Here is a 22340-nt window from a genome sequence, read left to right as displayed (position 1 = left end):
GGATGGCTGAGGGGTGGTGGGTGCTGGCGCTCGGCGGAGCGTACGATCCCGATGATTTCGAGGTGCGCGAGACGGCCAGGGTGCGGTTGCGCCAGGAGTTGCTGCTGCTGGCCATTGTGCCGGACGAGTACGTCTGGGTCTGGGACGAAACCGACCGGGCCCAGCTGGTGGTGCGGGCCTTTGCCGATGCGGCTTCGGCCGAGGCGTACGCCGCCTATCTTTCCGGCCGGGGCGTGGAGGTGCGGGTGCGCCGGGCCTTTGGCGAGGAGGTGTAGGGAACGTGTTCGCATCGTGTTCGTTACGGGTGCGGGTTTGTGCGCAATCTGTTCCTTCCGTGTTCCTTTCGCGGTCCGTATTGTCGCTTTGCTGTTCCTTTTGGGGCGGCAATTGTTCCCGGTGTGTTCCTTTTCTGTGCGTAAGTTGAGTAGTATATCGAAATGATACGATAAAATAATTTTCACGCGGGCTGGAAAGCCTTTTGCCTCCTGCCCGCTCTCCGGCATATCCTGCCGGCCATGGGCATTCCGTTCGATCCCCTTGTCGCGGACTGGTTTGGCGCGCATGTCGGCGCGCCCACGGACATCCAGGAGCGCGCCTGGCCGCGCATCGCCGCCGGCGAGCATGTGCTGGCCGTGGCCCCGACCGGTTCGGGCAAGACGTTGACCGCCTTTTTGTGCGCCCTGGACAAGCTGGCCACGGGCGTCTGGCCGTCCGGCCGGGTCTCGGTGGTCTACGTCTCACCGCTCAAGGCCCTGGGCACGGATGTGCGGGCCAATCTGCTCGTGCCCCTGGCCGGGCTGCGCCGGGCTTTCGTGGCCGCCGGCCGGACCATGCCCCCCATCCGGGCCGAGGTCCGCACCGGAGACACCGCGCCCGAGGCCAGACGCCGCATGCTGCGCCAGCCGCCGGAGATCCTCATCACCACGCCGGAATCCTTGAACCTGCTGCTCAGTTCCCGGGGCGGCCGGGGCATGCTCGGCGACGTGCGGCTGGTCATTCTCGACGAGATTCATGCCGTGGCCGGCAGCAAGCGCGGCGTGTTCCTGCTGGCCGCCGTGGAGCGGCTGGCTCTGCTTGCCGGCGAGTTCCAGCGCGTGGCCCTCTCGGCCACGGTCTCGCCCCTGGAGGCGGTTGCGGCTATGGTCGGGGGATTTGCCCCTGCGCCCGATCCGGTCGATCCCGACGACTTGCAGCTTGTCCCGCGTCCGGTCTCCATCGTGACCAGCCGGGCCGAGAAGCGCATGTCCCTTGGCGTGCGCCGCATCCCCTGGCCGGCCGGCGAAACCCAAGGCGGCTACATCAAGGCCCTGGCCGACGACATCCGGGCGCGCATCCTTTCCGCCGGCACGACGCTGGTCTTCGTCAACAACCGAAGGCTGTGCGAAAAGCTGGCCCGGCTCATAAACGCCGAAGCCGACGAGCCGCTGGCCTACGCCCATCACGGCTCCCTTTCCCGGGAACTGCGCCAGGCCGTGGAAACCCGGCTCAAGGCCGGCGAGCTGCGGGCCGTGGTGGCCACCAATTCCCTGGAACTCGGCATCGACGTCGGGGCCGTGGACGCGGTGCTGTTGGTGGAATGCCCGCCCACGGTGAGTTCCGCCGTGCAGCGCATCGGCCGCTCGGGCCACCGCGTGGGCGAGGTGAGCAAGGCCGTTTTTCTGCCGACCGGCGGCAAGGATCTGCTCGAGGCGGCGGTCATGGCCCGGGCGGCCAATGCCCGCGACATCGAGCCCCTGCGCCCGGTCCTGGCGCCCCTCGATGTGTTGGCCCAGACCCTTGTGGCCATGTGCGGCGTGGAAACCTGGGAGGTTGCCGCGCTCTATCAGGCCGTGCGCCGCGTATGGGCCTACCGCGACCTGTCCCGCACGGCCTTCGACCTGACGCTCGGCATGCTGGCCGGGCGCTATGCCGCCACGCGCATTCGCGAACTGGCCCCGCTTGTGGCCGTGGACGGCCTGGACAGTACGGTCTCCGCCCGCAAGGGGGCGCTGTTGCGGCTGTATGCCTCGGGCGGGGTCATCGCCGACCGGGGCTACTATGCCCTGCGCCGCCAGGAGAGCGGGGCCAGGCTTGGCGAGCTGGACGAGGTCTTTGTCTGGGAGGCGCGGCTTGGCCAGATTTTCGCCTTTGGCGCGCAGAACTGGCGCATCGAGCGCATCACCGACGCCGAAGTCTTCGTGTCGCCGGCTCCGACCGGGACCGTGCCGGCACCGTTCTGGATCGGCGACGGCCGTTCGCGCGACCGTCATTTCTCGAAGCTCTTGGCCGATTTTCTGGAGGAAGCCGACACCCGGCTCGACGACCCCGATTTCCGCCGGGAGCTGGAAACCCAATATGCCATGGAGCCCCAGGCGGCCGGGGAACTCGTCGATTACCTGCGCGGCCAGAAAGAGGCCACCGGCGTCGGCCTGCCCCATGCCCGGCATCTGGTGGTCGAGGTCACGGCCACCGGTCCCGGCGGCGCGCCCGGCAGCCAGGTGATCCTGCATGCGCCCCTCGGGCTTGCCGTCACCGCGCCGTTGTCCCTTATCCTTGAGGCGAAGCTAGCTGAACGACTGGGAGAGACTGCCCCGGTTTTTGCCGGCAACGACTGCGTGGCCGTGACCCTGCCCCGGGAAATCGATCCGCAGGCCGTGCTCGCCGCGCTGCCGGTCGGGGATGTGACCCCCATGCTGCGCTCGCGCCTCGAAGGGTCGGGCGCCTTCGGCCTGGCCTTTCGGGAAGCGGCCGGCCGGGCGCTCCTGTTGCCCAAGGACGGCTTCGGCAAGCGCCAGCCGCTTTGGATCACGCGGCTTCGGGCCCGAAAGCTGCTCGCCGCCGTGGCCCATAGCGGCGATTTCCCCATGGTGCTCGAAGCCTGGCGCACGTGTCTTGGCGAGATATTTGACATCGAAGGTTTGGCCGGCTTCCTGGCCGCGTTGCGGGCCGGGGACGTGGCCGTCAGCATCGTCCGCACCCGCGTCCAGAGCCCCTTTGCCGCCGACCTCGTCTGGCGGCACATCACCGAGTACATGTACCTGACAGATGCCGGCACCACGGCCGGTCCGACCGGAGCCCGGCCCGACCTTGTGGCCGAGGTGGCCCGGGGGCCGGTGCGGCCGGCCGTGCCCGACGCGGTGGTGGCGGCGTTCGAGGCCAAGCGGCAGCGGCTTTTTCCCGGCTACGCCCCGACCACGCCGGCGGAACTGCTCGAATGGCTCAAGGAACGGGTGCTGGTGACGCGCGGTCAGTGGCGGGAAATGCTCGCCGCCGCCCATCGCGACGGTGGCGGGGAACCGGAGGCGCTCGAAGCGGCGCTCTCCCCGAAACTGGCCCGCATCGACGCGCCGGGGGACGCGGAGCCGCGTCTGGCCGCCTTGGAGCGGGCCGGGGAGATCGCCCTGGCGCTGTACGGCGGCGCCGCCTTGGCCCGGCCGTTTTCGGAAAAGGGAAAGCTGCCGCGCCGGGCCGGCATTTCCGAGGAGGATCTCGCCGCCGCGCGGGAATCGCTTTTTACGGAGTGGATGTCCTTTTACGGCCCCATGTCGCTTGGCCGTATGGGTGAACTGCTCGCCATCGCGCCGGAGAGCGTGGCCGGGGCGGCCGAGGACCTGACCATTGCCGGCAAGTGGGTGTCCGGGGAACTCGTTTCCGGCAGCCCGGAAGCGCGCTGGTGCGACGCGGCCAATTTCGAGACCCTGCTGCGCCTGGCCCGGGCGGCCCGGCGTCCCCGGGTGGTGGCGCTTGCGGCCGACCGGCTGCCGTATTTCGCCGCCATCTGGCAGGGTTTGGCCAAGCCGGCCCAGGATGCCGACGGTCTGGCCGACCGCCTGGTACAGCTCGCCTGCCTGCCGCTTCCCGCCGCGCTGTGGGAAGCCGATGTGCTGCCGGCGCGAAGCGTGGGCTACGATCCGGCTTGGCTCGATGTGGCCCTCGGCGCGACCGGCATGGGGTGGTACGGGGCTGGCCCCAAGCGGGTGCTTTTCGCCTTGCCGGACGACCTGGACCTGGCCGGATTCACGCCGTCCAAGGGGACGGAAGAGCTCTTTCCCGATCCCCGGGCCGGCTACGATTTCTCCGCTTTGCTGGAAATCACCGGCCTGCCGCCGTCGGAGCTGGCCAAGGCGTTGTGGCAGGCGGCTTTTGCCGCACAGGCGACCTGCGATTCCCTGGCCGTGCTGCGCCGGGGCGTGGCCACGGATTTCACGCCTGAGGCCGCGACCTACAAAGGGGCCATACGCGGCCGGCGCGCCATCCGCCGCACCGCGCCGGCCCGGTTTGCCGCCGCGCTGCCCACGGCCGGCATGTGGCGGGCGCTGCGCGTTCCCGAGCCGCCGGACGATCCGCTGGCCCGCGAAGAGCTGGCCATGGACCGGGCCAGGCTTCTTCTGGCGCGCTACGGCGTGGTCTGCCGGGAGACCATCGCCAAGGAGAACAAAGCATTCGCCTGGCCCGGAGTGTTCCGGGCGCTGCGGCGCATGGAGCTTTCCGGCGAGGTCGTCTCAGGGGAATTTTTCGCCGGCCTCTCCGGGCCGCAGTTCGCCGCCGCCCGTGCCGTGCGCCTTATAAGCGGCGGCCTTTCGGGAAGCGAATCCTGGTGGTGCTGCGGCCGCGATCCCGCCGCCTTGTGGGGGGGGACGCCGCAAGACGGGGCATTGTCCCTGCCGCGCCGGGCCGCCGGCGCGTATGTCGCCTTCATCGGCCCGGACCCCGTCCTGACCCTCGAAACCGGCCCCGGCAGGCTCACCATAAAACTTTCGCCCGAAGACGCCGCGCTTCCCGCAGCCCTCGCGCCCCTGACGCACCTGCTTACGCGCCGCGTTGCCCCCGTGCCGCGTCTCACCCTGACGACCATCAACGGTACCCCCGCTGAAAAGAGCCCCTACGCCGCGCTGCTGCGACAGCTTTTCGAAGCCGTCCAAGAGCGCAAGGGCGTGACACTTTTTAGGAAGAGGTAAAAGAAAGAGGATGCGAGAGGGGAAACCCTTTAAAAAGGGTTCTCCCCTCTCGCGCTCTCCCTTTCCTAAATTTTCTGACGGTGATGGGTGGCATGCGGGTAACATGCCGTCATTATGAAGAGTCTTTGGAAGGGGGGCCGGGGGGAGAACCTTTCTCCAGAAAGGTTTCCCCCCGGTTCCTCTCTCCCAAATACTTCCTACGCCTACCGCCTACCGCCTACCGCGCGGCGCGGCCGGTGCCGTGGTACATCTTGGCTTCGGTCTTTTCGGGCTTCTGGGCCAGATACTGGTAGCGTTTGACGGCCACGGCCGCGAATCGGGCCAGAATGGCGGGCAGGTCCGAGGAGGCGAGGAGCTCGGCCAGGGCTTCGTTCTCGGCCAGGCGCGGCGAGAGGGCATAGCCCGGCCCGGCCTCATCGTCCGGGGTCAGCCAGATGTCCTCGTAGCGCAGCTCGAAACCGGCGGCGGCATCGGCCAGGACGCTGTTGAGCAGCTCCAGCATGGTGTAGACGAAGAATTTTTGCGCGTCGGCCGTGGACTGCGCCCGGGACATGCTTTCCCGGAAGCGGGGGACCAGGGCGTTTTCCAGCTTGGTAAACGATGCGATCTTGGTCATGGCGCCTCCTGTATTCGCGGGTCGTCACCCGTATTGTAACACAGGCCCGGCGACGGCGGTAGACCGGCGCGGCGGTTTTCGCGGCCGGATTTTCAAATGCCGGGCAGGGGTTTTACGCGCGGCGGGCCGTCCCAGATGCGGTTGAGCAGCCGTCTGGCCTCGACGAGGTCGGGATTCATGGCCAGGGCTTCGCGTGCGGCGGCTTCGGCTTCGGGCAGTCTGTTTTGCTCGTAGTGGACGCGGGCGATGTTGAGCAATAGATGGTCGTCGTTGGGAGAGAGTTCGCGCGCCCTGAAGTAGTACTTGAGGGCTTCCTCGTAGAGGCCTTTTTTGCGCAGGTTGATGCCGAACTCGTTGAAGAGGTGCTTGTGCTTGGGCTCGAAGGTTTCCTCCAGCCGCACCAGCCGGTCGAAGATGTAGGTGGCCTTGTCGGTCTTCTCGAGAGCCAGGTAGATCAGCCCCAATCCGAAATTGGCCCGGATGTTGTCCTCGTCGATGCGTTTGATCTTGAGGTATTCCTGCTCGGCGCTCCCGTATTTGGCCGTGGACCGGTAATGGTCGCCCACGAGCAGCGGCTGGCTGAGGAGCCGGTAGCTCAGGTCCGGTTCCAGGTGGTAGTCCTCGAAGAGCTTGGCCCGGGAAATGGTGAAAGGCTGGCCTTGGGGCTTGAAGTCCATGTCCAGGCTTTGCACCTGGAACTGTCCCGAGTCCTGTTCCTTGACGAACCAGTAGGTTTCCGAAAGGGCGGCATGCTTTGTCGTGCCGAAACCGACCTTGAGGGTGGTTTTGCGGGAAAAGATGCCGTTTATGCGGTTTTCTTGCTCCATGTCGCGCCGCGGGAACCGGTCAGGAGTCCATGGCCAGGCCGTCCCGTCCGGAAGGGCTCCGGGCCGCGCCGTTTGAAACGCCTAAGGAATCGTATTGCTTGGCCCGAAGCTTGGCAAGCAGCCGTTTGGCCTCTTCGAAATCCTGGCGCAGTCCGGCCGCTTTTTCCAGATGCTCCATGGCCGCGTCGTAGTCCTTGGAGAAGATGCAGGCCTTGGCGATGTTGTAGTGCAGGTTTTCGTCGTTTGGCGTCAGCGTCAGTGCCTGGGTGTAGGCGTGCATCGCGCCGACGTAGTCGCCTTTTTTGCGCAGGTCGATGCCCATGGTGTTGTAGGGGTTGATCGCGTCGGGATTGGCCTGCAGGATTTCGGCGAAAAGCTCCTTGAGTTCGTCGAGGCGGTCCTGCATGGCCAGTATGGATGCCGACTTGTCCAGGCAGGCCCGGAAACCCGCGTCGTCGCCTTTGCCCTTATAGGCGTAGGCCATGCCCTTGTAGGCCTCGGCGTACATGGAATTGAGCGCCACGGCCTTGTTGAAGGCCAGGATGGCCTTGCCGAACTTCCGACGGCGCAGGTAGTCCATGCCTTTGTTGAAGAAGGCAACGGCCTCGTTTTCCTCTTCCACCAGTTCGTTGAATTCGCTGATGGCCTCGTCGAAGCGGCCCTGGGCGACCAGCTCGGTGGCCGCGTCCAACTGGGCCGTCTCGATGCTGTCGCCGCTCATGGACTCGAAGGCCATGCGCAGATGGCGTTCGAAGGTTTGCAGGGAATAGGGGCGGATGACATAGCCGTTGCAACCGGCGGCGATGGCGTCGACCACGGCTTGGAGCTGGCTTTCCGGCGTGACCATGATCGCCGGCAGGAGAGCGGTGTTCGCCGCCTTGCGCAGGGCCCGCAGGCAGGCGCTGCCGGTCATGTTCCTGACGGCCGCGTCGATGAGTACGAGTTGCACCTCCTGTTGCCGCACCGACTCCAGCACGTCTTCCGGATCGTCGAACACCTTGATGCTCTTGACGTTGAGCTTGACCAGGCACTGCTTGTCCCGGGTCGCATGATGCTGGTTGTTGGTCAGTATGGCGACGGAAATTTCGCTTCTATCCATGGTGGCTCGCGGGGACGGACTGGAAACGTTGCAACGTTTACGGATAAGGCGGCGGACGGAGACAGTCGCCGAAACGCGTTTGCGCCGGGTGTAAACGAAACACGGCGGCAAGGCAAAAGTCTGTCGGCGCGGTGTCGCACGCGCTGGGCATGGGATGGCATCCGAAAAGCCGTGTCGTGCACGACGCACGGTGTGATCGTGCTTGCCCGGTTGCTTGACGGGGGCGTCCTGCTGCGGCGCTTGCACCCGGGAAAGAAAGGGTTGCCCGAAAAGCCTGTGGTTGCCTAACATGTCTTGGCCCCGAAACCAAGGGCCATGGCGGGCTCATGGCCGAAGGACAGCGGCTTTCCCGCCGGATTCCGCTACCAGCCGCCGCCGCCACCTCCTCCTCCCCCTCCGCCGGAACTGCCGCCGCCGCCGCTTCCCGAACTCGATCCCGGGGCAGAGGACGCGGCGGAGATGGCCGAGGAAAACCCGTCGGCGAATCCACTCGCGAAGTCGGAAGAGCCGAGGGAACTCCAGGACTGCCCGGTATACCAGATCGGAGCGGAGCCCGCCGCCTCCGCCCGGGCCAGGGCGTCCTTGAACTGGGCCGCCCAGGCGTTTTCCACGCCCAGCGCCAGGGCATAGGGGAGGTAGCGCTCGAAAAGCTCCACCGTGCGATCGGGCGGGTTGAGCAATTCGAGCCGCTCTTTTTCGCCCACGGCAAGATACAGGCGAAAGCCCTCGATGGCGTCCATGACCCGGCGGCCTTCGGGCGTCGGGGCCTTGAGCAACTGCCAGAAGACCGCGTTCATGCCGCCGATGGCTGCCAGGGCCACGGCGGCCGGAATGGATACGGCCGTGGACAGCAGGCCGGCGATGAAGACGGCCGCGATCCACATGGGGATGGCGAAGAGCGTGAGGATGATCGCGCCGCCGATGGTCCGGAACCTGGGACGGTTTTTGGCCTGGCCTAGGGCGGCGATCCACCGGAACGTGGTCACGGCGGCGCCGAAGGTCCAGACGCACAGAAAGGCGATCATCGCGCCGGCCGCGGCCGGTTCGTCGGCCAGCTTGGCGGTCAGCGCCATCACGCCCGCCGAGAGGGCCACGCCGAGGAAAAACTGCGGCCTGTTGGCATGGAAGAGCTTCCCCCGGTAGGCCAGTTCCAGGGACGTGCGCAGGCTTTTCCGGGCCGCCTTGAGGGTGGCGTGGTTGGCCCGTTCCAGGCGGATGCTGTCGGCCGCGCCAAGAAGCTTTTGCGACACGGCCCCCTGCCAGGAGCCGCCCGGAAAATCCTTTTGCCCGCGCGTAAGGACATAGACCCGCTTGACGCGTTCGATGACGAGTCCGCCTTCCACGGCCATCTGCACGAGGCCGGCGGCAAAGGTCTTGTCGTCGAAACCCATACGCCGCACATAGCGCGTTCCCGGGGCCGACATGTCGTTTGGCGGCGCAAAAAGCGGGATCAGAATGCCCTGGCGCGGGTCGCGTCCGACTTTCCACCAGACGAAAAGGAAATAGGCGGTCACGAGCAGGAGGCCGAGCGCCGCGGTCAGAAAGGCCGGTGCCGTGAGCAGTCGTTTCGTGGTCGAAGGCGGATGGACGAAGCCCTTGGGAAAGGCCACGGCCACGGTGAGCCCCTCGCCCGGGGGCAGCGGGGCGGTCGTGGCGAAGGTCATCATGCCCGGAGCTTTTTGGGCCGTATAGTCGCGCCCTTTTTTTCCTTGCCTGCCGGTGTAGGCGGCATAGCGCGTGACCGTCGCCCCTTCCGGCAGCACGATTGCGGCCGTGGCCGCGTCGATGGGCAGCCGCCAGCCGTTGCCCGTCACGTTCCAGTAGAGCTCGTCGAATTCGGGAAACTGCCCGACCTGCCCGTCGGTGCGGTAGGTCAGGACGTAGGTGTGCCGCCCTGGCGGCAGCAGGGCGTCCTTTTGGCCCATGTACACCTTCTTGCCGTTGGACACGTCTCTGATGTGGTAAGCTTCCTTATGTCCGTCGCGGCTGACGGAGAGGACCTTGAAGCCGACGGTGACGGTTTTGCCGCCTGGCGCGCGGTAGCGGGTGGGAAACTCCCGCACGAGGCCGTGGCGGATGGTCTTGCCGGCGGTCTGGGCCTCGATGGTTTCGGTCACGGTGAGGGCGGCGTCCGGGGCGATGACGATGCGGCTGTCAAAGGACAGGATGCGTTCCGAGGGCGTGTCGGCCCGGGCCACGGTGACGCCGGCCGCGAAAAAAGTCAGGATGGCGGCGCACAGCAGGATGCGCCGGGTGTTCACGACCCGCCTCCCGCGTCGAAGCCGACCTTGGGCACGGCCCGGTCGGCCGGGTCGGCGATCTCGAAATAGGGAAAGGTGGTGAAACCGAAGGCCGGGGCGAGCAGGTTGGTCGGAAACGACTGCACCCGGTTGTTCTGGGCCCGGGCCGCGCCGTTGTAATAGCGGCGGGCAAGCTGTATTTCGTTTTCAATGGCCGCCAGCTCCTGTTGCAGGGCCAGGAAGTTTTCGCTGGCCCGCAGGGCCGGATAGTTTTCCGCCACGGCCATGAACCGACCGAGCGCCGTGGAAAGCTCGCCTTCGAGTTGGAAACGGGCGGCGGCGTCCGGCGCGACGTCGATCTTGGCGCGCAGTGCCGTGACCGACTCCAAAACGCCGCGTTCGTGGTCCATATAGCCTTTGACCGTGGAAACGAGATTGGGAATCAGGTCCGCGCGGCGCTTAAGCTGCACGTCCATGCCGCTTTGGGCCTCGGCGGCCAGGTTGCGGCCGCGCACCAGGCCGTTGTAGATGGCGACGAGCCAAGCGCCGGCCAAAACGAGGATCGCTGCCAGGATGGCCAATGCGGTCATGGGGTTCTCCTTGGAATCGGGGCTTGGGAATGGGATTGTCCTCTGCCGTATACAGGAATTGTGTGGTGTTGGGCAACGGCCCCGCCATCGGACACGGGCGCAAGCGCCAATGAGGTGGACATGAGCGTGATCGGCGTGTGGCGTGACGGGAAGGCGGGGGCCGATCTTGCCGCCGGTTTGGAGGCGGCGGGGTTTTTCGTACGGACGGTGGCCGACAGCGCTTCCCTGCCCGGGGAGTGCCGGGGGCTGGTGGCCGATCTGGCGCACCTCGACCGACATGCCGCCGTCGTGAAGACGCTTCGCGAGGGAGAGCCCGACCGCTTTCCGGTGGTGGCCGTGCTGCCGCCCGACGCCGACGAGGGGACGGTTGCCCGGGCGCTTGCCGTCGCCGACGAGGTCGTGCGCGAGCCGGTCGGGCCGGCCGAGCTGACCGCGCGGCTGCGCCTGCTTTGGGATTTGCGCCGCTGCCGCCTCGAGGCCCGGGAGGAGCGGGCGGTCCTTGCGCGCAACATCAAGACGCTCGCCTGCCTGGCCGACGTCCATGCCGTGATCCAGCGGTTCGACCAGCCCCGGGAAAGGCTTTTTCGCGGCATCGCGGCCTTGCTGCCGTCGGCTATGGAACGCCCGCAGGCCGCCGGAGCGCGCATTTTGGCCGACGGCCAGGCGTTCGCTTCCCCTGGCTTCGCGCCGGGGCCGCATCGTGTGTCGTTTCTCCTGGCCCGGTCCGGGCAGCCGGACGCCCTCTTGGAAGCGCATTACGCCGACGCGCCCTTTTCGCCCGAGGAGACGGAGTTCGTCCGGGTCGTCGCCGAACGTCTCGAGCGCACCATGATGCGCCTTCGCGGCGACGAGGCCCTGCGCCGGGAGCGGGAATACTCCGCCCTGCTCATGGACACGCTGCCGGGCGGCGTGGTCCGGTTCGACAGGAAGGGAACCATCGTTTTTTGCAACCCACGGGCCGAGGACATTTTGGAGTTGGCGGCGCGCGGTTCGGGCTCCCTGGCCTATAACGATCCGGGATTTTTCCCCGAGACCCTCGAGGGCCATCCCCTGCCCCCGGGTGGGTATCCCTTCGATCGGGTCATGGCCACGGGAAAGCCGGTCTACGACATGGTGCTTTCCATCGCCCGGCCCAAAGGCGGGCGGCGTTTCGTGTCCGTCAGCGCCGCGCCTTTGATCGGCCCGGACGGGACCATCGACGAAGTGGTGGCGAGTGTGGTCGACGTCACCGCTCAAAAGGACATGGAACGCCAACTGGCCCATGCGCTCAAGATGGAATCCCTGGGGCAGCTTGCGGCCGGCATTGCCCACGAGATCAATACCCCGGTGCAGTATGTCAGCGGGAACCTTGAATTTCTGGCCAACGCCTTGAGCCGGCTCGTGGAATTGCTCGACAAGCAAAGCGCCCTGGTCCTGGCCTCCCGGGCCGGAGCGCAAGACCTGCCGGAACAGCTCGCCGCCATGCTGGCCGACGAAGACCTGCGCTTTGTGCTCGAGGAAACGCCGGCGGCCATCCGCGAATCCCGCGAGGGCCTCGACCGGGTGGCCGCCATCGTCGGCTCCATGAAGCGCTTCGCCCATCCGGACCTGGAGGGCTCGCGGCCCATCGACGTGGCCGAAGCCATAGACGACGCCCTGGCCGTTTCCCGCAGCGCCTGGAAATACGTGGCCGACGTGGAAACGGACATCGAAGACGACCTGCCCTTGGTGCCGTTCGTGTCCGGCGAATTCAACCAAGCGCTTTTGAACATTATCGTCAATGCGGCCCAGGCCATCGAGGAAAAAAACGCCGGGACCGGGGACAAGGGCGTCATCAGCGTCAGCGCCGCCCGCCAAGGGAACGCCGTGCGCATCGCCATTGCCGATACCGGGACCGGCATTCCGGAAACGGCGCGCGCCCGCGTGTTCGACCCCTTTTTCACCACCAAACCGGTGGGCAAGGGCACGGGCCAGGGATTGGCCATCGTCCACGCCATCATGGCCCGCCACAAGGCGGTGGTGGATTTCGTCAGCCGGCCGGGCCAGGGCACGACCTTTTTTCTGACTCTGCCGCTTGCCGGGACCGAGCCTCTTCAGGCGTGACCCGACGCGGCTTGCGCCGATAGTCTTCTCCCGGTATTGACGCCGGTTGGCGGGGTGACGCCAACGGTCACGCCCGCATCCGGAGGAGACATGAAAGACGGCGCGAAAATCTTCGTCGCCACCTGCACCCGGGATTGCCCCAGCGCCTGCGGCCTGCTCGCCCATGTGGAAGGGGACCGGGTGGTGAAATTGACCGGCAACCCCGACCACCCCGTCAACAAAGGGACGATCTGCCGCAAGGCCCCGGCCTTTTTGCGCCGCTTCTACAGCCCTGAGCGCGTGTTGACGCCGCTTCGACGGCGGGGTGACACTTTTGTCCCGGTCACCTGGGACGATGCCCTGGACGAGATGGCCGACCGGCTGAAAGCCTGCGTGGCCACATACGGCCCGGAGTCCATCCTCTATTACATGGGCTTTGGCGAGCGCACGGCCCTGAAAATCGTCAATGCCCGCTTTTTCGCCCACCTCGGCGGGGTGACCACCCTGGCCGGCACGCTTTGCGGCGGCACGGGCTACGCCGCCCAAAGCCTCGATTACGGGCCGCGCGTTTCCCACGATCCCCTGGATATTTTAAACGCCCGCACCATCGTCTTGTGGGGCCGCAATCCCGTGGCCACCCAGCCCGGGATCATGGTCCATCTGCGCGAGGCCAAAAAACGCGGCGCCCGCATCCTCCTCATCGACCCGCGCCCGTGCGAATCGGTGCCCCTGGCCGACCTGCACATCGCGCCCCGGCCCGGCCGCGACGCCTTTCTGGCCTTGGCCGTGGCCCGGCGCATCGTGGACACCGGCCGGGAGGATCGGGAATTCCTTGCCCACCGTTGTGATAACCTGGACGCCTATCTGGCGCTGTTGCATCGCTATTCCCCGGAACAGCTGCGCCGGGCCTGCGATGTGGAGCCGGATCTCGTCGACGCGCTGGCCGAGGCCTACGCGGCCGGCCGGCCCACGGCCACGCTTTTAGGCTGGGGCCTGCACCGCTTCACGCTGGGCCATGAGCTGGTGCGGGCGGTGGATGCGTTGGGGGCCGTTTCCGGCAACATTGGCATTCCCGGCGGCGGCGTGTCCCAGGGCTTCGAGGAATGGGGCCCGTACGACCAGGAAATGTGGGGGGAGGGGCTCCATCCGCCGCGCCGCAAGCTCCTCATGCCGCAAATCGGCCGGGAGATTCTGGCAGCCAAGGACCCGCCCATCGAAATGGCGGTCATAAGCGCCGCCAACCCGGTGTGCATGGCCCCCAATTCCAATCTGGTGGCCAAGGCGCTCGACGCCGTGCCCTTTGTCGTGGACATGAACCTCTTTCTCGACGACACGGCCGGCCACTGCGACCTGTTTCTGCCCTGCGCCGCCTTTTTCGAGCAGCGCGACATCGTGGCCAGCTTCGGCCACAACCACGTAGGGCCGCTCCTTCCGGCCGCGCCGCCACCCGGGCAGTGCCGGTCCCAGTTCGACATCTTCATGGACCTGGCCAGACGCTTTCCTTTTGCCGACGCGTTCATCAAAAGCGACGAGGCGTGGCTGCGGCTGATCCTGCGGCCACTGCTTGAGCAGGGCGTGGCCTGGGACGATTTGTGGAAAGGGCCGGTGCGCATTCCAAACGCCCCCATGGTGCCCTGGGCGGACGGGAAATTCGATACCCCGAGCGGCCGATTCCAGCTCCTGACGGACGTCGCGGGCTGCGACGACTGCCGGGTCGCCACGCGCTACCCGTATCGGCTGCTCACCCCGGGCATGGCCAAGCATCTGTGCTCCGAGCGGGTGCCGGGGGATCATGGCGGCCCCATTGTGCTGGCCATGGCCGCCTCGGAAGCGACGCGGTGCGGCATTGCCGACGGCGGCCCGGCCAGACTGGTCGGCGAACTCGGTTCGCTTCCCGTGACCGTGCGCCACGATCCGGCCCTGCGCCCGGACGTGGTCTGTTGTGAACGGGGCGGCTGGATCAAGGCCGGGCAGGGGATCAACACGATCATCCCGGATATGGTCAGCGCCGTGGGACAGGGCACGCCCTATTACGAAGCGGTCGTCGATGTGGAGAGGTTGCCGTGATGCTTGCCAGGGAATGGAAATGTCTGTGTCCGCCGGTCCATAGGGACGGGTTTTTGGCCCATCTGGTCGCCACGGGCGTGGCCGAGACGTCGGCGACGCCGGGGTATCGGGGGCACCAGATTCTCACACGCGAAGTCGACGGCATGGTCGAGGTGACCTTCGTCAGCTACTGGGAGTCCCTGGCCGCCATCAAGGCTTTTGCCGGCGCGGACATCGGCCGGGCGGTGCTCTATCCCGGCGACGACGCCTACGCGATCGTGCCCGAAACGGTGGTGCGGCACTATGAGGTTGTGGAAGCGACGCTTGTATGAAGCGAAGCCGCGCAAAATGAAGCCGCCCCGCTGGTCCGTGACAGCGGGGCGGCTTTTTCTATGGGAGTCCAATCCAAACGGTTGGCAAACCGGCTTTCGGTTAGGGGAGCAGATGTTCCTCGCAGGCCTCGCCGTTTTCCAGGGCGTCCAGGATCTCGTCCACCTTGTCCTCGCTGTCGATGCCCCGGTACCACCAGTTCTCGGGCATCACGACCACAATGGGGCCTTCCTCGCACTGTTTCATGCAGCCGGTGCTGACGATTCGGGCGTCGATGCCCCGGTCGAGCACACCCTCTTCGAAGTATCCCATCAGGTTGTGCGAGCCTTTTTTGTGGCAGATGCCCTTGGCCTCGCCTTTGACGCGAAAGCTCGCGCAGACGTTGATCAAGTATTGCGGCTTTTCGATGGCCATGCGTCTCGTCTCCTCTCCCTTGAAGTTTCGGTTCCGTTACATCTGCAGTTCGAAGCGGGTCTCGGGGGCGTCGCGGTCCTGGCGGTCCATGATGGCGGCCAGGATTTTCTCCAGAAGGCGCATGCCGCCGGTGTAGCCGAAGGTCGGGAAGTACTGGTGCCCCATGCGGTCGAGGATCGGGAAGCCGTGGCGCAGCAGTGGGATGTCCTCGTCGCGGGCGATGTACTTGAGGTAGGTGTTGCCGATGAGCAGGTCGACCGGATCGTTTTTGATCCACTGGTGCAGCAGGTACATGTCGGCCAGGGGACCGCACTTGTACTTGCAGTCGTAGGGCACGTCCTTGGTCAGCTCGGCCATGCGGTCATCGAAGTACTTGCCGGCCGTGCCGGACACGACGTAGGCCGGGATCATGCCCAGGGTGACGATCAGCTCGACCAGGGGCAGCAGCTGATCCGGATCGCCGGCCAGGGCCACCTTCTTGCCGTAGAGGTACTGGTCGTAGTCGGAGATGATGTCGACCATCTGGCCGCGCTCGAAGGTGATGGCCTCGGGGACCGGCTTGCCGGTCAGCTTGTGCAGGGTCTCGATGAACCGGTCCGTGGCCTGGAGGCCGATTGGCATGCCAAGGATGGTGCCGGGCACCTTGAACTCGGCGTCCAGGAAGTTGACGCCGTCGGTGGTGGCCCACCGGCCCAGGCCGACGGTGCCCATGGAGTCGCCCATGGAAGCGATCTCTTCCCTGGTGGCGCCGCCCTTGGGGAACATCTCGTACTTGCCGGTGAGCGGGCCGTTGACCACGCCGTTGGTGTCCGGGACCATGATGATGTCGATGCCCATCATCGCGCACAGGCGGCGGACTTCGGCCATGTCCGAGGGCTCGCAGAAGCCGGGGATGATGTTGAGCTTCCCGTTGGGCGTGCCGGTCTTGGCGGCGAAGCCCTTGAGGATGCCCTTGACCATGTTGGAGTAGCCCGTGATGTGGGTGCCGACATAGCTCGGGGTGCTGGCGTAGATGAGGACCTTGCCCTCGGGCACCTTGCCGTCGTCCTTGGCCTTTTGGGAGATCTGCATCAGGTCGTCGCCGATGGTCTCCGACAGGCAGGTGGTGTGGACCGCGATGATTTCGGGGTCGTAGAGGGTGAAGATGTTGTCGATGGCCGTGATCAGGTTCGACTGGCCGCCGAAGACCGAGGAGCCTTCGGTGAACGACGAGGTGCCGGCGACGATGGGCTCCTTGTAATGGCGGGTCAGGGTGGAGCGGTGGTAGGCGCAGCAGCCCTGGGAGCCGTGGCTGTGGGGGAAGCAATTGTGCACCCCGAGCGCGGCATACATGGCGCCGATGGGCTGGCAGGTCTTGGCCGGGTTGACGGTGAGCGCCTTGCGTTCCTTGATCTCGCCGGTGGTATGTCTGAGGAGAGCCATAAATGCGTTCCTTCTCTAGCGAAAAGCTTGTTTATTCCGCCACGTAGCTGGCTTCGAGCTCGGGCCCTTCCATCTGCCAGGGGGCCTTGGTCAGCGCCCAGATCTTGGAATTCACCATGCGGTCGATGTCCCGGTACCAGTTGACGGCTCCGACAAACCCGGCGTAGGGGCCGCCGATGTCGTAGTTGTGCAGCTGCTTCATGGGCATGCCCATCTTCTGGATGATGTACTTTTCCTTGATGCCGGCGCAGAAGATGTCGGGCTTCATGATCTCGATGATCTTTTCGGTCTCGTACTGGCTGATGTCGTCGATGATCAGCGCGTCCTTGGACATCTGGCCGATCATGCCGTCGTAGTCCTTGACCTCGACGCCCTTGGCCTTGAGCGCCTCGAGCTGTTCGGGCGTCTTGCGGGGATTGTAGCGGGTCGCGTCCTTCTCGACTTCCAGCTCCTCGATATTGCGCGAGTCGGCGTCGACCTTGATCTTGGGCAGCACGTGGCGGCCTTCGTAGTCGTCGCGGTGGGCGAACTCGTAGCCGGCGCACAGGACCTTCATGCCCAGTTCGCCGAACAGTTCCTGGTAATGGTGCGCCCGGGAGCCGCCCACGAACATCATGGCCGTCTTGCCTTCGGTGCGGGGGCGGATGTCCTTGATCGTCGCTTCGATGGCGGGCATCTCCTCGGCGATGACCTGCTCGACCTTGTCGATGAGGTCCTGGTCCTCGAAGTAGGTGGCGATGCGGCGCAGCGACTTGGCCGTGGCATGGGCGCCGATGAAGTTCACCTTGATCCAGGGAATCCCGAACTTGGTCTCCATCATCTCGGCCACGTAGTTGAGGGAGCGGTGGCACATGACGGTGTTGAGGTCGGCGAAGTGGGCCCTGCGGAAGGATTCCACCGTGGAGTTGCCGGAGAAGGTGGAGATCAGCGTGATGCCGCACTTCTCCAGGATGCGTTCGATCTCGAAAGCGTCGCCGCCGATGTTGTACTCGCCAAGGATGTTGATCTTGTATTTGCCCTCCACCGGCGTGTCGTTCGTGCCGATGATGTGCTTCATGATCTGGTTGTTGGCGATGTGGTGGCCGGCGGACTGGGACACGCCGCGGTAGCCTTCGCAGGAGTTGGCGAACACGGTGATGCCGAGCTTTTCCTGCATCTGCCGGGCCACGGCGTGGATGTCGTCGCCGATGAGGCCGACCGGGCAGGTGGAGAAGACGGAAATCGCCTTGGGATGGAAGTTGTCGTAGGCTTCTTGGATGGCCGCGGACAGCTTCTTCATGCCGCCGAACACGATGTCGTGCTCGGTCATGTCCGTGGAGAAGCAGTAGGGGATGAAGTTGTCCCCGTCGGGACCGGCGTCGGTCTCGTTGCGGCGGGTCAGCCAGGAGTAGAAGCCGCAGCCGATGGGGCCGTGGGTCAGGTTGACGATGTCGCGTGAGGGACCCAGCACGACGCCCTTGCAGCCGGCGTAGGTGCAGCCGCGCTGGGTGATGATGCCCGGAATGGTGCGGACGTTGGCCTGGATCTCGGGAATCTCCTCGCCGCCGCCCGCGCCCGGGACAATGGCCTTGGCCCGCTTGCGCGCGACCTTGGTCGGCATCTTGGCGATGAGTTCCTTCTTGATTTCTTCTACATTAATGGGCTTGCTGCTCATTTGGATGCTTCCTCGTTATCTCGGTATAGGTCCGGGGACGTCCGCAGGGGCCGCCTTTTAGATAATGGCCGCGTCGCCGTCCTCGCCGGTCCGGACCCGGATGGAATCGGTGACGGGCAGCACGAAGATCTTGCCGTCGCCGGCCTGACCGGTCTTGTTGACGGATAAGATGGCATCCACGACCTTGCCCACTTCGGCGTCCGGGACAACGATGGACAGGATGCGCTTGGGGTACAGCCGGCCCTTGGTGCCGAGAAGCGCGATGGCTTCCTCGTTGCCGGCGGCGGCGCCCTCGAGCACCGCCTGATTGACCAGGCCCTTGCCGCGGCCGTACCCCTCGCGGGCCACGAAGGCCGGCATGCCGGAGTCGGCCAGGACTTTTTTGGTCTGGTTCATCTTATTCATGCGGATAATCGCCATGATCTCCTTCATGACGCCCTCCTAGGATTCCTTCACGCCGGACGAAATGGTGTACATTTCCTCAACGGGGTTCACGAAGATCTTGCCGTCGCCGAAGGCTCCCTTGGTGCCGGTGCGGGCGCTTTCCATAACGGTCTTGACCACGAAGTCCTTGTCTTTTTCGTCCACGACGCAGATCAGCATGACTTTGGGAATCTCGTCGTACTGGATCTCGCCGATCTTGATGCCGCGCTGCTTGCCGCGTCCGGCGACGTTGAATTTGGTCACGGCCGGGAAACCGGCGTCCATCAGGGCCGCCAGGACTTCATCGCATTTCTCGGGACGAACGATGGCTCTCACCATGGTCTGCATGACTGTGCTCCTTACGTGCGTGTGTGGGTGTCGTGTTCGCTGGATGCGGCGCGATGACTAGTTGGCGATGCCGAAGTCGATGAGCAGCTTTTCCAGTTCGTTGATGGAGATGGGCTTGGGCACGACGAACATGTCGTTGTTGTCGATCTTGTTGGCCAGGGCTCGGTATTCGTCGGCCTGGGGATGTTCGGGGGAAAAGTCGATGACGGTCTTGCGGTTGATCTCGGCGCGCTGCACCTGGTTTTCGCGGGGCATGAAGTGGATCATCTGGGTGCCCAGGCGCTTGCAGAGCTCCTCGATCATTTCCTTTTCCTGGTCGACCTTACGGCTGTTGCAGATGATGCCGCCCAGGCGCACGCCGCCGGAATCGGCGTACTTCACGATGCCCTTGCAGATGTTGTTGGCCGCGTACATGGCCATCATCTCGCCGGAGCACACGATGTAGATCTCCTCGGCCTTGCCGTCGCGGATCGGCATGGCGAAACCGCCGCAGACGACGTCGCCGAGGACGTCGTAAAAGACGTAGTCGAGGTGCTTGTCTTCCTCGTAGGCGCCGAGCTGCTCGAGAAGGTTGATGGAGGTGATGATGCCGCGGCCGGCGCAGCCGACGCCGGGCTCGGGGCCGCCGGACTCGGTGCACATGGTGCCGCCGTAGCCTTCCTTGAGGATATCGTCGATGTCGACGTCCTCGCCTTCCTCGCGCAGGGTGTCGAGCACGGTCTTCTGGGCCAGGCCGTGCAGCAGGAGCCGGGTGGAGTCGGCCTTGGGGTCGCAGCCGACCACCATGACCTTCTTGCCCATTTCCGCCAGACCGGCGACTGTGTTCTGCGTGGTGGTGGACTTGCCGATGCCGCCCTTGCCGTAGATAGCGATCTTGCGCATTTTGTAAAGCCTCCTGCTCCAGAGTGTGATGGAGGCTTTTAAGGCAAGAGTCATGCCAGACGGGTAAAGTCGTGATGCCTTTGAATTATCTATTTGATTTAAAAAGATTTATTTTTTCAGGGCAGGCGGACGACAACCAAGGGGATCGTATTGGAGACAAAAATGTCGCAAAGGGTGCGACAAAAATGTTGTGGTAAAAAACGGCCCGACAAGATTGCAGGAAGGCGGGGAAATCAGTACCGGACCACGCCGTCGCGGATCACGGACCTGGCGGCGTCCACGGCGTCCGGGTCGAAGGTCGCGCCCCGGTGCCGGATCAGCTCCGCAAGCGCCGCCTCCACGCCGAGCGCCGGCCGGTAGGGGCGGTTGGAGGCCATGGCGTCCAGCACGTCGGCCACGGCCAGGATGCGCGCCTCGATGCCGATGGCCGCGCCGGTAAGCCCGCGCGGGTAGCCCGAACCGTCCAGGCGTTCGTGGTGGGCCCAGACGATTTCCGCCACCGGCCAGGGGAAATCGATGTCCTTGAGTATCTCGTAGCCGGTCTGGGCGTGCCGCTTCATGAATTCCCACTCCAGGCCGACCAGCCGGCCCGGCTTGCTGAGGTAGCGCACGGGCACGTTGATCTTGCCGATGTCGTGCAGCTGCCCGGCCACCCGGATGCCGGCCGTCATGTCTTCGCACAGCCCCATGGTCCGGGCCATGGCCTCGGCGAGCCGGGCCACGTTGTCCTGGTGGCTGGCGGTGTAGGGGTCGCGGAAGCGCACGGTCGTGGCCAGGGATTTGACGGTTTGGTGAAAAAGGGTGCTGGTCCGGGCCAGGCTCTGGCGCAGTTGCTCCTGGGACTGGCGGCGTTCCGTCACGTCTTCCATGGAGCCTTCGAACAGCACGATGCCGCCGTCGACGTCGCGCACGGCCCGGGCGTGGATCGAAGCGAAGATGCGCGTCCCGTCGGCCCGGAAAAGTTCCACCTCGTGCCCCCGCACCATGCCTTCGGCGTCGAGGACGGCTCCCAACTCGCGCCAGTCGGCGGGGGAAACGAAGACATGCTCGGCGGCGTTGGACATGGCGGTCAGGTTTTCGGGGGCCGCATAGGCGAGCATGCGTGCCAGGGCGATGTTGACCGTGACGAAGCGGCCGCCGGGCGTCATCTGGAAAAGGCCTTCCACGGCGTTTTCGAAAATGCCCCGGAATTTTTCCTCGATTTCGGTCAGCGCCCAGCGCGTGCTCTTTTCGGCCGTGATGTCGCGCAGGTAACCGAAATAGAAGGTTTCGCCGGCCGGGGAGACGATCCGCCGGGCCGATTCCTCCACCCAGATGACGAAGCCGTCCTGGCCGAGCGCCTGGAACTGCCGGCCGGTCACGCGGCCGTCGCGGGCCAGGGTGGAAAGGACCGAGGCGCGGGTGTCCGGGTCCAGGTAATATTGGTCCGGGATCGCGGCCATGGCCTCCAGGAACGCCGCCGGGTCGTCGAAGCCGAACAGCACGGCCATGGCCATGTTGGCGTCGAGCAGGGCGCCGTCCGTGCCGCGCAGATACACGGCCAGCGGGGCGTCGTGGAAGAGCAGGGCTCCGCTGTCCATGCCGGCGGCGTCGAGGTCGGGCAAGGTATAGTGGTCCTGGGGTGTGTCTGCCATCTTTGGCTTGTCCGGGGGGGCTGCTCAGCACAGGAAGCGGCGCACCAGGGCCAGCAGCACTTCCGGGGCGAACGGTTTGACGATCCAGCCCGAAGCGCCGGCCGAAACGGCCCGGCGGCGCGTGTCGCTCTGGGATTCGGTGGTCAGGACCAGGATCGGGGTGAAGCGGGTATCCGCCCGCTCCCGCAGCCGGGTGATGAGTTCCAGGCCGCCCATGCCCGGCATGTTGAGGTCGGTGATGACCATATCGATCCCCTCCGATGCCTTTTCCAAGGCGTCGGCGCCGTCCACGGCCTCGGCGATGTCGTAGCCCGCCTGGCGCAGCGTTTGGGAGACGAGTCCACGCACGCTTTTTGCGTCGTCGACCGTCAAAATACGTTTATGAGGCATCGCCGCTCCTTGCCGGGCGCGTCCTGGACGCTTATTATGAATCACAATATGAAGCTACGACGGCCTTGGCAAGCCTTGCCCGGGCATTTCCGACTCATGCACGGCGGCAAAGGAAAACCGTTTTTGCCGCGTGGACAGCCCGGATACGGCTGTGCTATGCCCATCACCTTTACAACTCGCGGGCCCCACCCTTCCTTGCCCGACTCCTGGAGGACTCCAGTTTGAACAGTTTTGCGAAAAATCTCATGCTTTGGGCGGCCATATCCCTGGTCATGGTCGTCCTGTTCAACTTGTTCAACCAGCCGCAGACCCAAAGCGCCAAGCTTTCCTATTCCGATTTCATCCAGAAAGTGAATGCCGGCGATGTGGTCTCCGTCAAGATCCAGGGTTCGAAAATTTCGGGCGTCACCACCGGCGGCGGCAAGTT

At 65.3% G+C, this 22340-nt stretch carries 19 protein-coding genes; 6 read left to right on the top strand and 13 right to left on the bottom strand.

Annotated features, from left to right (window positions below; translation table 11 throughout):
* Positions 1-2 precede the first annotated feature (2 nt).
* Together DESFRDRAFT_RS05485 and DESFRDRAFT_RS05480 are read left to right on the top strand one after the other, a co-directional pair.
* Positions 3-275: a hypothetical protein gene (locus tag DESFRDRAFT_RS05485; RefSeq protein WP_005991937.1), complete on the top strand. Its 273-nt coding sequence runs from the start codon at positions 3-5 to the stop codon at positions 273-275.
* Between the two features lie 240 nt (positions 276-515).
* The gene (locus tag DESFRDRAFT_RS05480) at positions 516-4937 is read left to right on the top strand and encodes a DEAD/DEAH box helicase (protein WP_005991935.1); all 4422 of its coding nucleotides are present in this window, start codon (positions 516-518) and stop codon (positions 4935-4937) included.
* Between the two features lie 217 nt (positions 4938-5154).
* Here the strand turns inward: DESFRDRAFT_RS05480 and DESFRDRAFT_RS05475 are convergent, their stop codons facing one another.
* From DESFRDRAFT_RS05475 to DESFRDRAFT_RS05455, 5 genes are all read right to left on the bottom strand, one after another.
* On the bottom strand, positions 5155-5553 hold the full coding sequence (locus DESFRDRAFT_RS05475; protein ID WP_005991933.1) for a hypothetical protein: 399 nt from the start codon (positions 5551-5553) through the stop codon (positions 5155-5157).
* A 92-nt stretch (positions 5554-5645) separates the two neighbouring features.
* Positions 5646-6380 carry a tetratricopeptide repeat protein gene (locus DESFRDRAFT_RS05470; RefSeq protein ID WP_005991931.1) on the bottom strand — a complete coding sequence of 245 codons (735 nt, stop codon included), beginning with the start codon at positions 6378-6380 and terminating at the stop codon, positions 5646-5648.
* A 19-nt stretch (positions 6381-6399) separates the two neighbouring features.
* Positions 6400-7479 (bottom strand): tetratricopeptide repeat protein, encoded by a 1080-nt coding sequence (locus DESFRDRAFT_RS05465; RefSeq protein ID WP_005991929.1) that lies wholly within the window; start codon positions 7477-7479, stop codon positions 6400-6402.
* A gap of 362 nt (positions 7480-7841) precedes the next feature.
* Positions 7842-9740 carry a DUF2207 domain-containing protein gene (locus DESFRDRAFT_RS05460; RefSeq protein WP_005991927.1) on the bottom strand — a complete coding sequence of 633 codons (1899 nt, stop codon included), beginning with the start codon at positions 9738-9740 and terminating at the stop codon, positions 7842-7844.
* Complete coding sequence (locus DESFRDRAFT_RS05455; RefSeq protein ID WP_005991925.1) at positions 9737-10309, bottom strand: LemA family protein; 573 nt, start codon at positions 10307-10309, stop codon at positions 9737-9739. Before DESFRDRAFT_RS05455 ends, DESFRDRAFT_RS05460 begins: the two co-directional genes overlap by 4 nt.
* 120 nt (positions 10310-10429) lie before the next feature.
* Here DESFRDRAFT_RS05455 and DESFRDRAFT_RS05450 point away from each other — a divergent pair, with 120 nt between their 5' ends.
* The 3 genes from DESFRDRAFT_RS05450 (at position 10430) to DESFRDRAFT_RS05440 (ending at position 14748) form a co-directional block, all read left to right on the top strand.
* The gene (locus DESFRDRAFT_RS05450; protein ID WP_005991923.1) at positions 10430-12391 is read left to right on the top strand and encodes a two-component system sensor histidine kinase NtrB; all 1962 of its coding nucleotides are present in this window, start codon (positions 10430-10432) and stop codon (positions 12389-12391) included.
* Between the two features lie 90 nt (positions 12392-12481).
* Entirely contained in the window at positions 12482-14437 is a 1956-nt protein-coding gene (locus DESFRDRAFT_RS05445; protein WP_005991922.1) for a molybdopterin-dependent oxidoreductase, read from the top strand.
* Positions 14437-14748: an antibiotic biosynthesis monooxygenase family protein gene (locus DESFRDRAFT_RS05440; RefSeq protein WP_005991920.1), complete on the top strand. Its 312-nt coding sequence runs from the start codon at positions 14437-14439 to the stop codon at positions 14746-14748. The genes DESFRDRAFT_RS05445 and DESFRDRAFT_RS05440 overlap by 1 nt, the downstream gene beginning before the upstream one ends.
* Before the next feature lie 100 nt (positions 14749-14848).
* Here DESFRDRAFT_RS05440 and DESFRDRAFT_RS05435 read toward each other — a convergent pair whose 3' ends face one another.
* The 8 genes from DESFRDRAFT_RS05435 to DESFRDRAFT_RS05400 all read right to left on the bottom strand — a co-directional run bounded on the left by DESFRDRAFT_RS05435 (position 14849) and on the right by DESFRDRAFT_RS05400 (position 21913).
* Positions 14849-15160, bottom strand: a complete 312-nt coding sequence (locus DESFRDRAFT_RS05435) for a (2Fe-2S) ferredoxin domain-containing protein (RefSeq protein WP_005991918.1) — start codon at positions 15158-15160, stop codon at positions 14849-14851.
* A gap of 36 nt (positions 15161-15196) precedes the next feature.
* Positions 15197-16582 carry a nitrogenase molybdenum-iron protein subunit beta gene (gene nifK, locus DESFRDRAFT_RS05430; RefSeq protein WP_005991916.1) on the bottom strand — a complete coding sequence of 462 codons (1386 nt, stop codon included), beginning with the start codon at positions 16580-16582 and terminating at the stop codon, positions 15197-15199.
* Positions 16583-16613: 31 nt separating this feature from the next.
* Positions 16614-18236: a nitrogenase molybdenum-iron protein alpha chain gene (gene nifD / locus DESFRDRAFT_RS05425; RefSeq protein ID WP_005991915.1), complete on the bottom strand. Its 1623-nt coding sequence runs from the start codon at positions 18234-18236 to the stop codon at positions 16614-16616.
* Between the two features lie 57 nt (positions 18237-18293).
* Positions 18294-18668, bottom strand: a complete 375-nt coding sequence (locus tag DESFRDRAFT_RS05420; protein WP_005991912.1) for a P-II family nitrogen regulator — start codon at positions 18666-18668, stop codon at positions 18294-18296.
* A gap of 9 nt (positions 18669-18677) precedes the next feature.
* Complete coding sequence (locus DESFRDRAFT_RS05415) at positions 18678-19007, bottom strand: P-II family nitrogen regulator (RefSeq protein ID WP_005991911.1); 330 nt, start codon at positions 19005-19007, stop codon at positions 18678-18680.
* A gap of 57 nt (positions 19008-19064) precedes the next feature.
* Positions 19065-19889: a nitrogenase iron protein gene (nifH, locus tag DESFRDRAFT_RS05410; protein ID WP_005991910.1), complete on the bottom strand. Its 825-nt coding sequence runs from the start codon at positions 19887-19889 to the stop codon at positions 19065-19067.
* 233 nt (positions 19890-20122) lie between these two features.
* On the bottom strand, positions 20123-21523 hold the full coding sequence (locus DESFRDRAFT_RS05405) for an HD domain-containing phosphohydrolase (RefSeq protein ID WP_005991909.1): 1401 nt from the start codon (positions 21521-21523) through the stop codon (positions 20123-20125).
* Positions 21524-21547: 24 nt separating this feature from the next.
* Entirely contained in the window at positions 21548-21913 is a 366-nt protein-coding gene (locus DESFRDRAFT_RS05400) for a response regulator (RefSeq protein ID WP_005991908.1), read from the bottom strand.
* Between the two features lie 221 nt (positions 21914-22134).
* Between DESFRDRAFT_RS05400 and DESFRDRAFT_RS05395 the strand changes: the two genes are divergently transcribed.
* On the top strand, positions 22135-22340 hold a 206-nt coding region (locus DESFRDRAFT_RS05395; RefSeq protein ID WP_005991907.1), incomplete at its 3' end, for an ATP-dependent metallopeptidase FtsH/Yme1/Tma family protein.

The organism is Solidesulfovibrio fructosivorans JJ], from assembly GCF_000179555.1.
Lineage (GTDB): Bacteria > Desulfobacterota > Desulfovibrionia > Desulfovibrionales > Desulfovibrionaceae > Solidesulfovibrio > Solidesulfovibrio fructosivorans.
The sequence above is the reverse complement of the archived record's forward strand: the minus strand, read 5'-3'. Positions and strand labels throughout refer to the sequence as shown.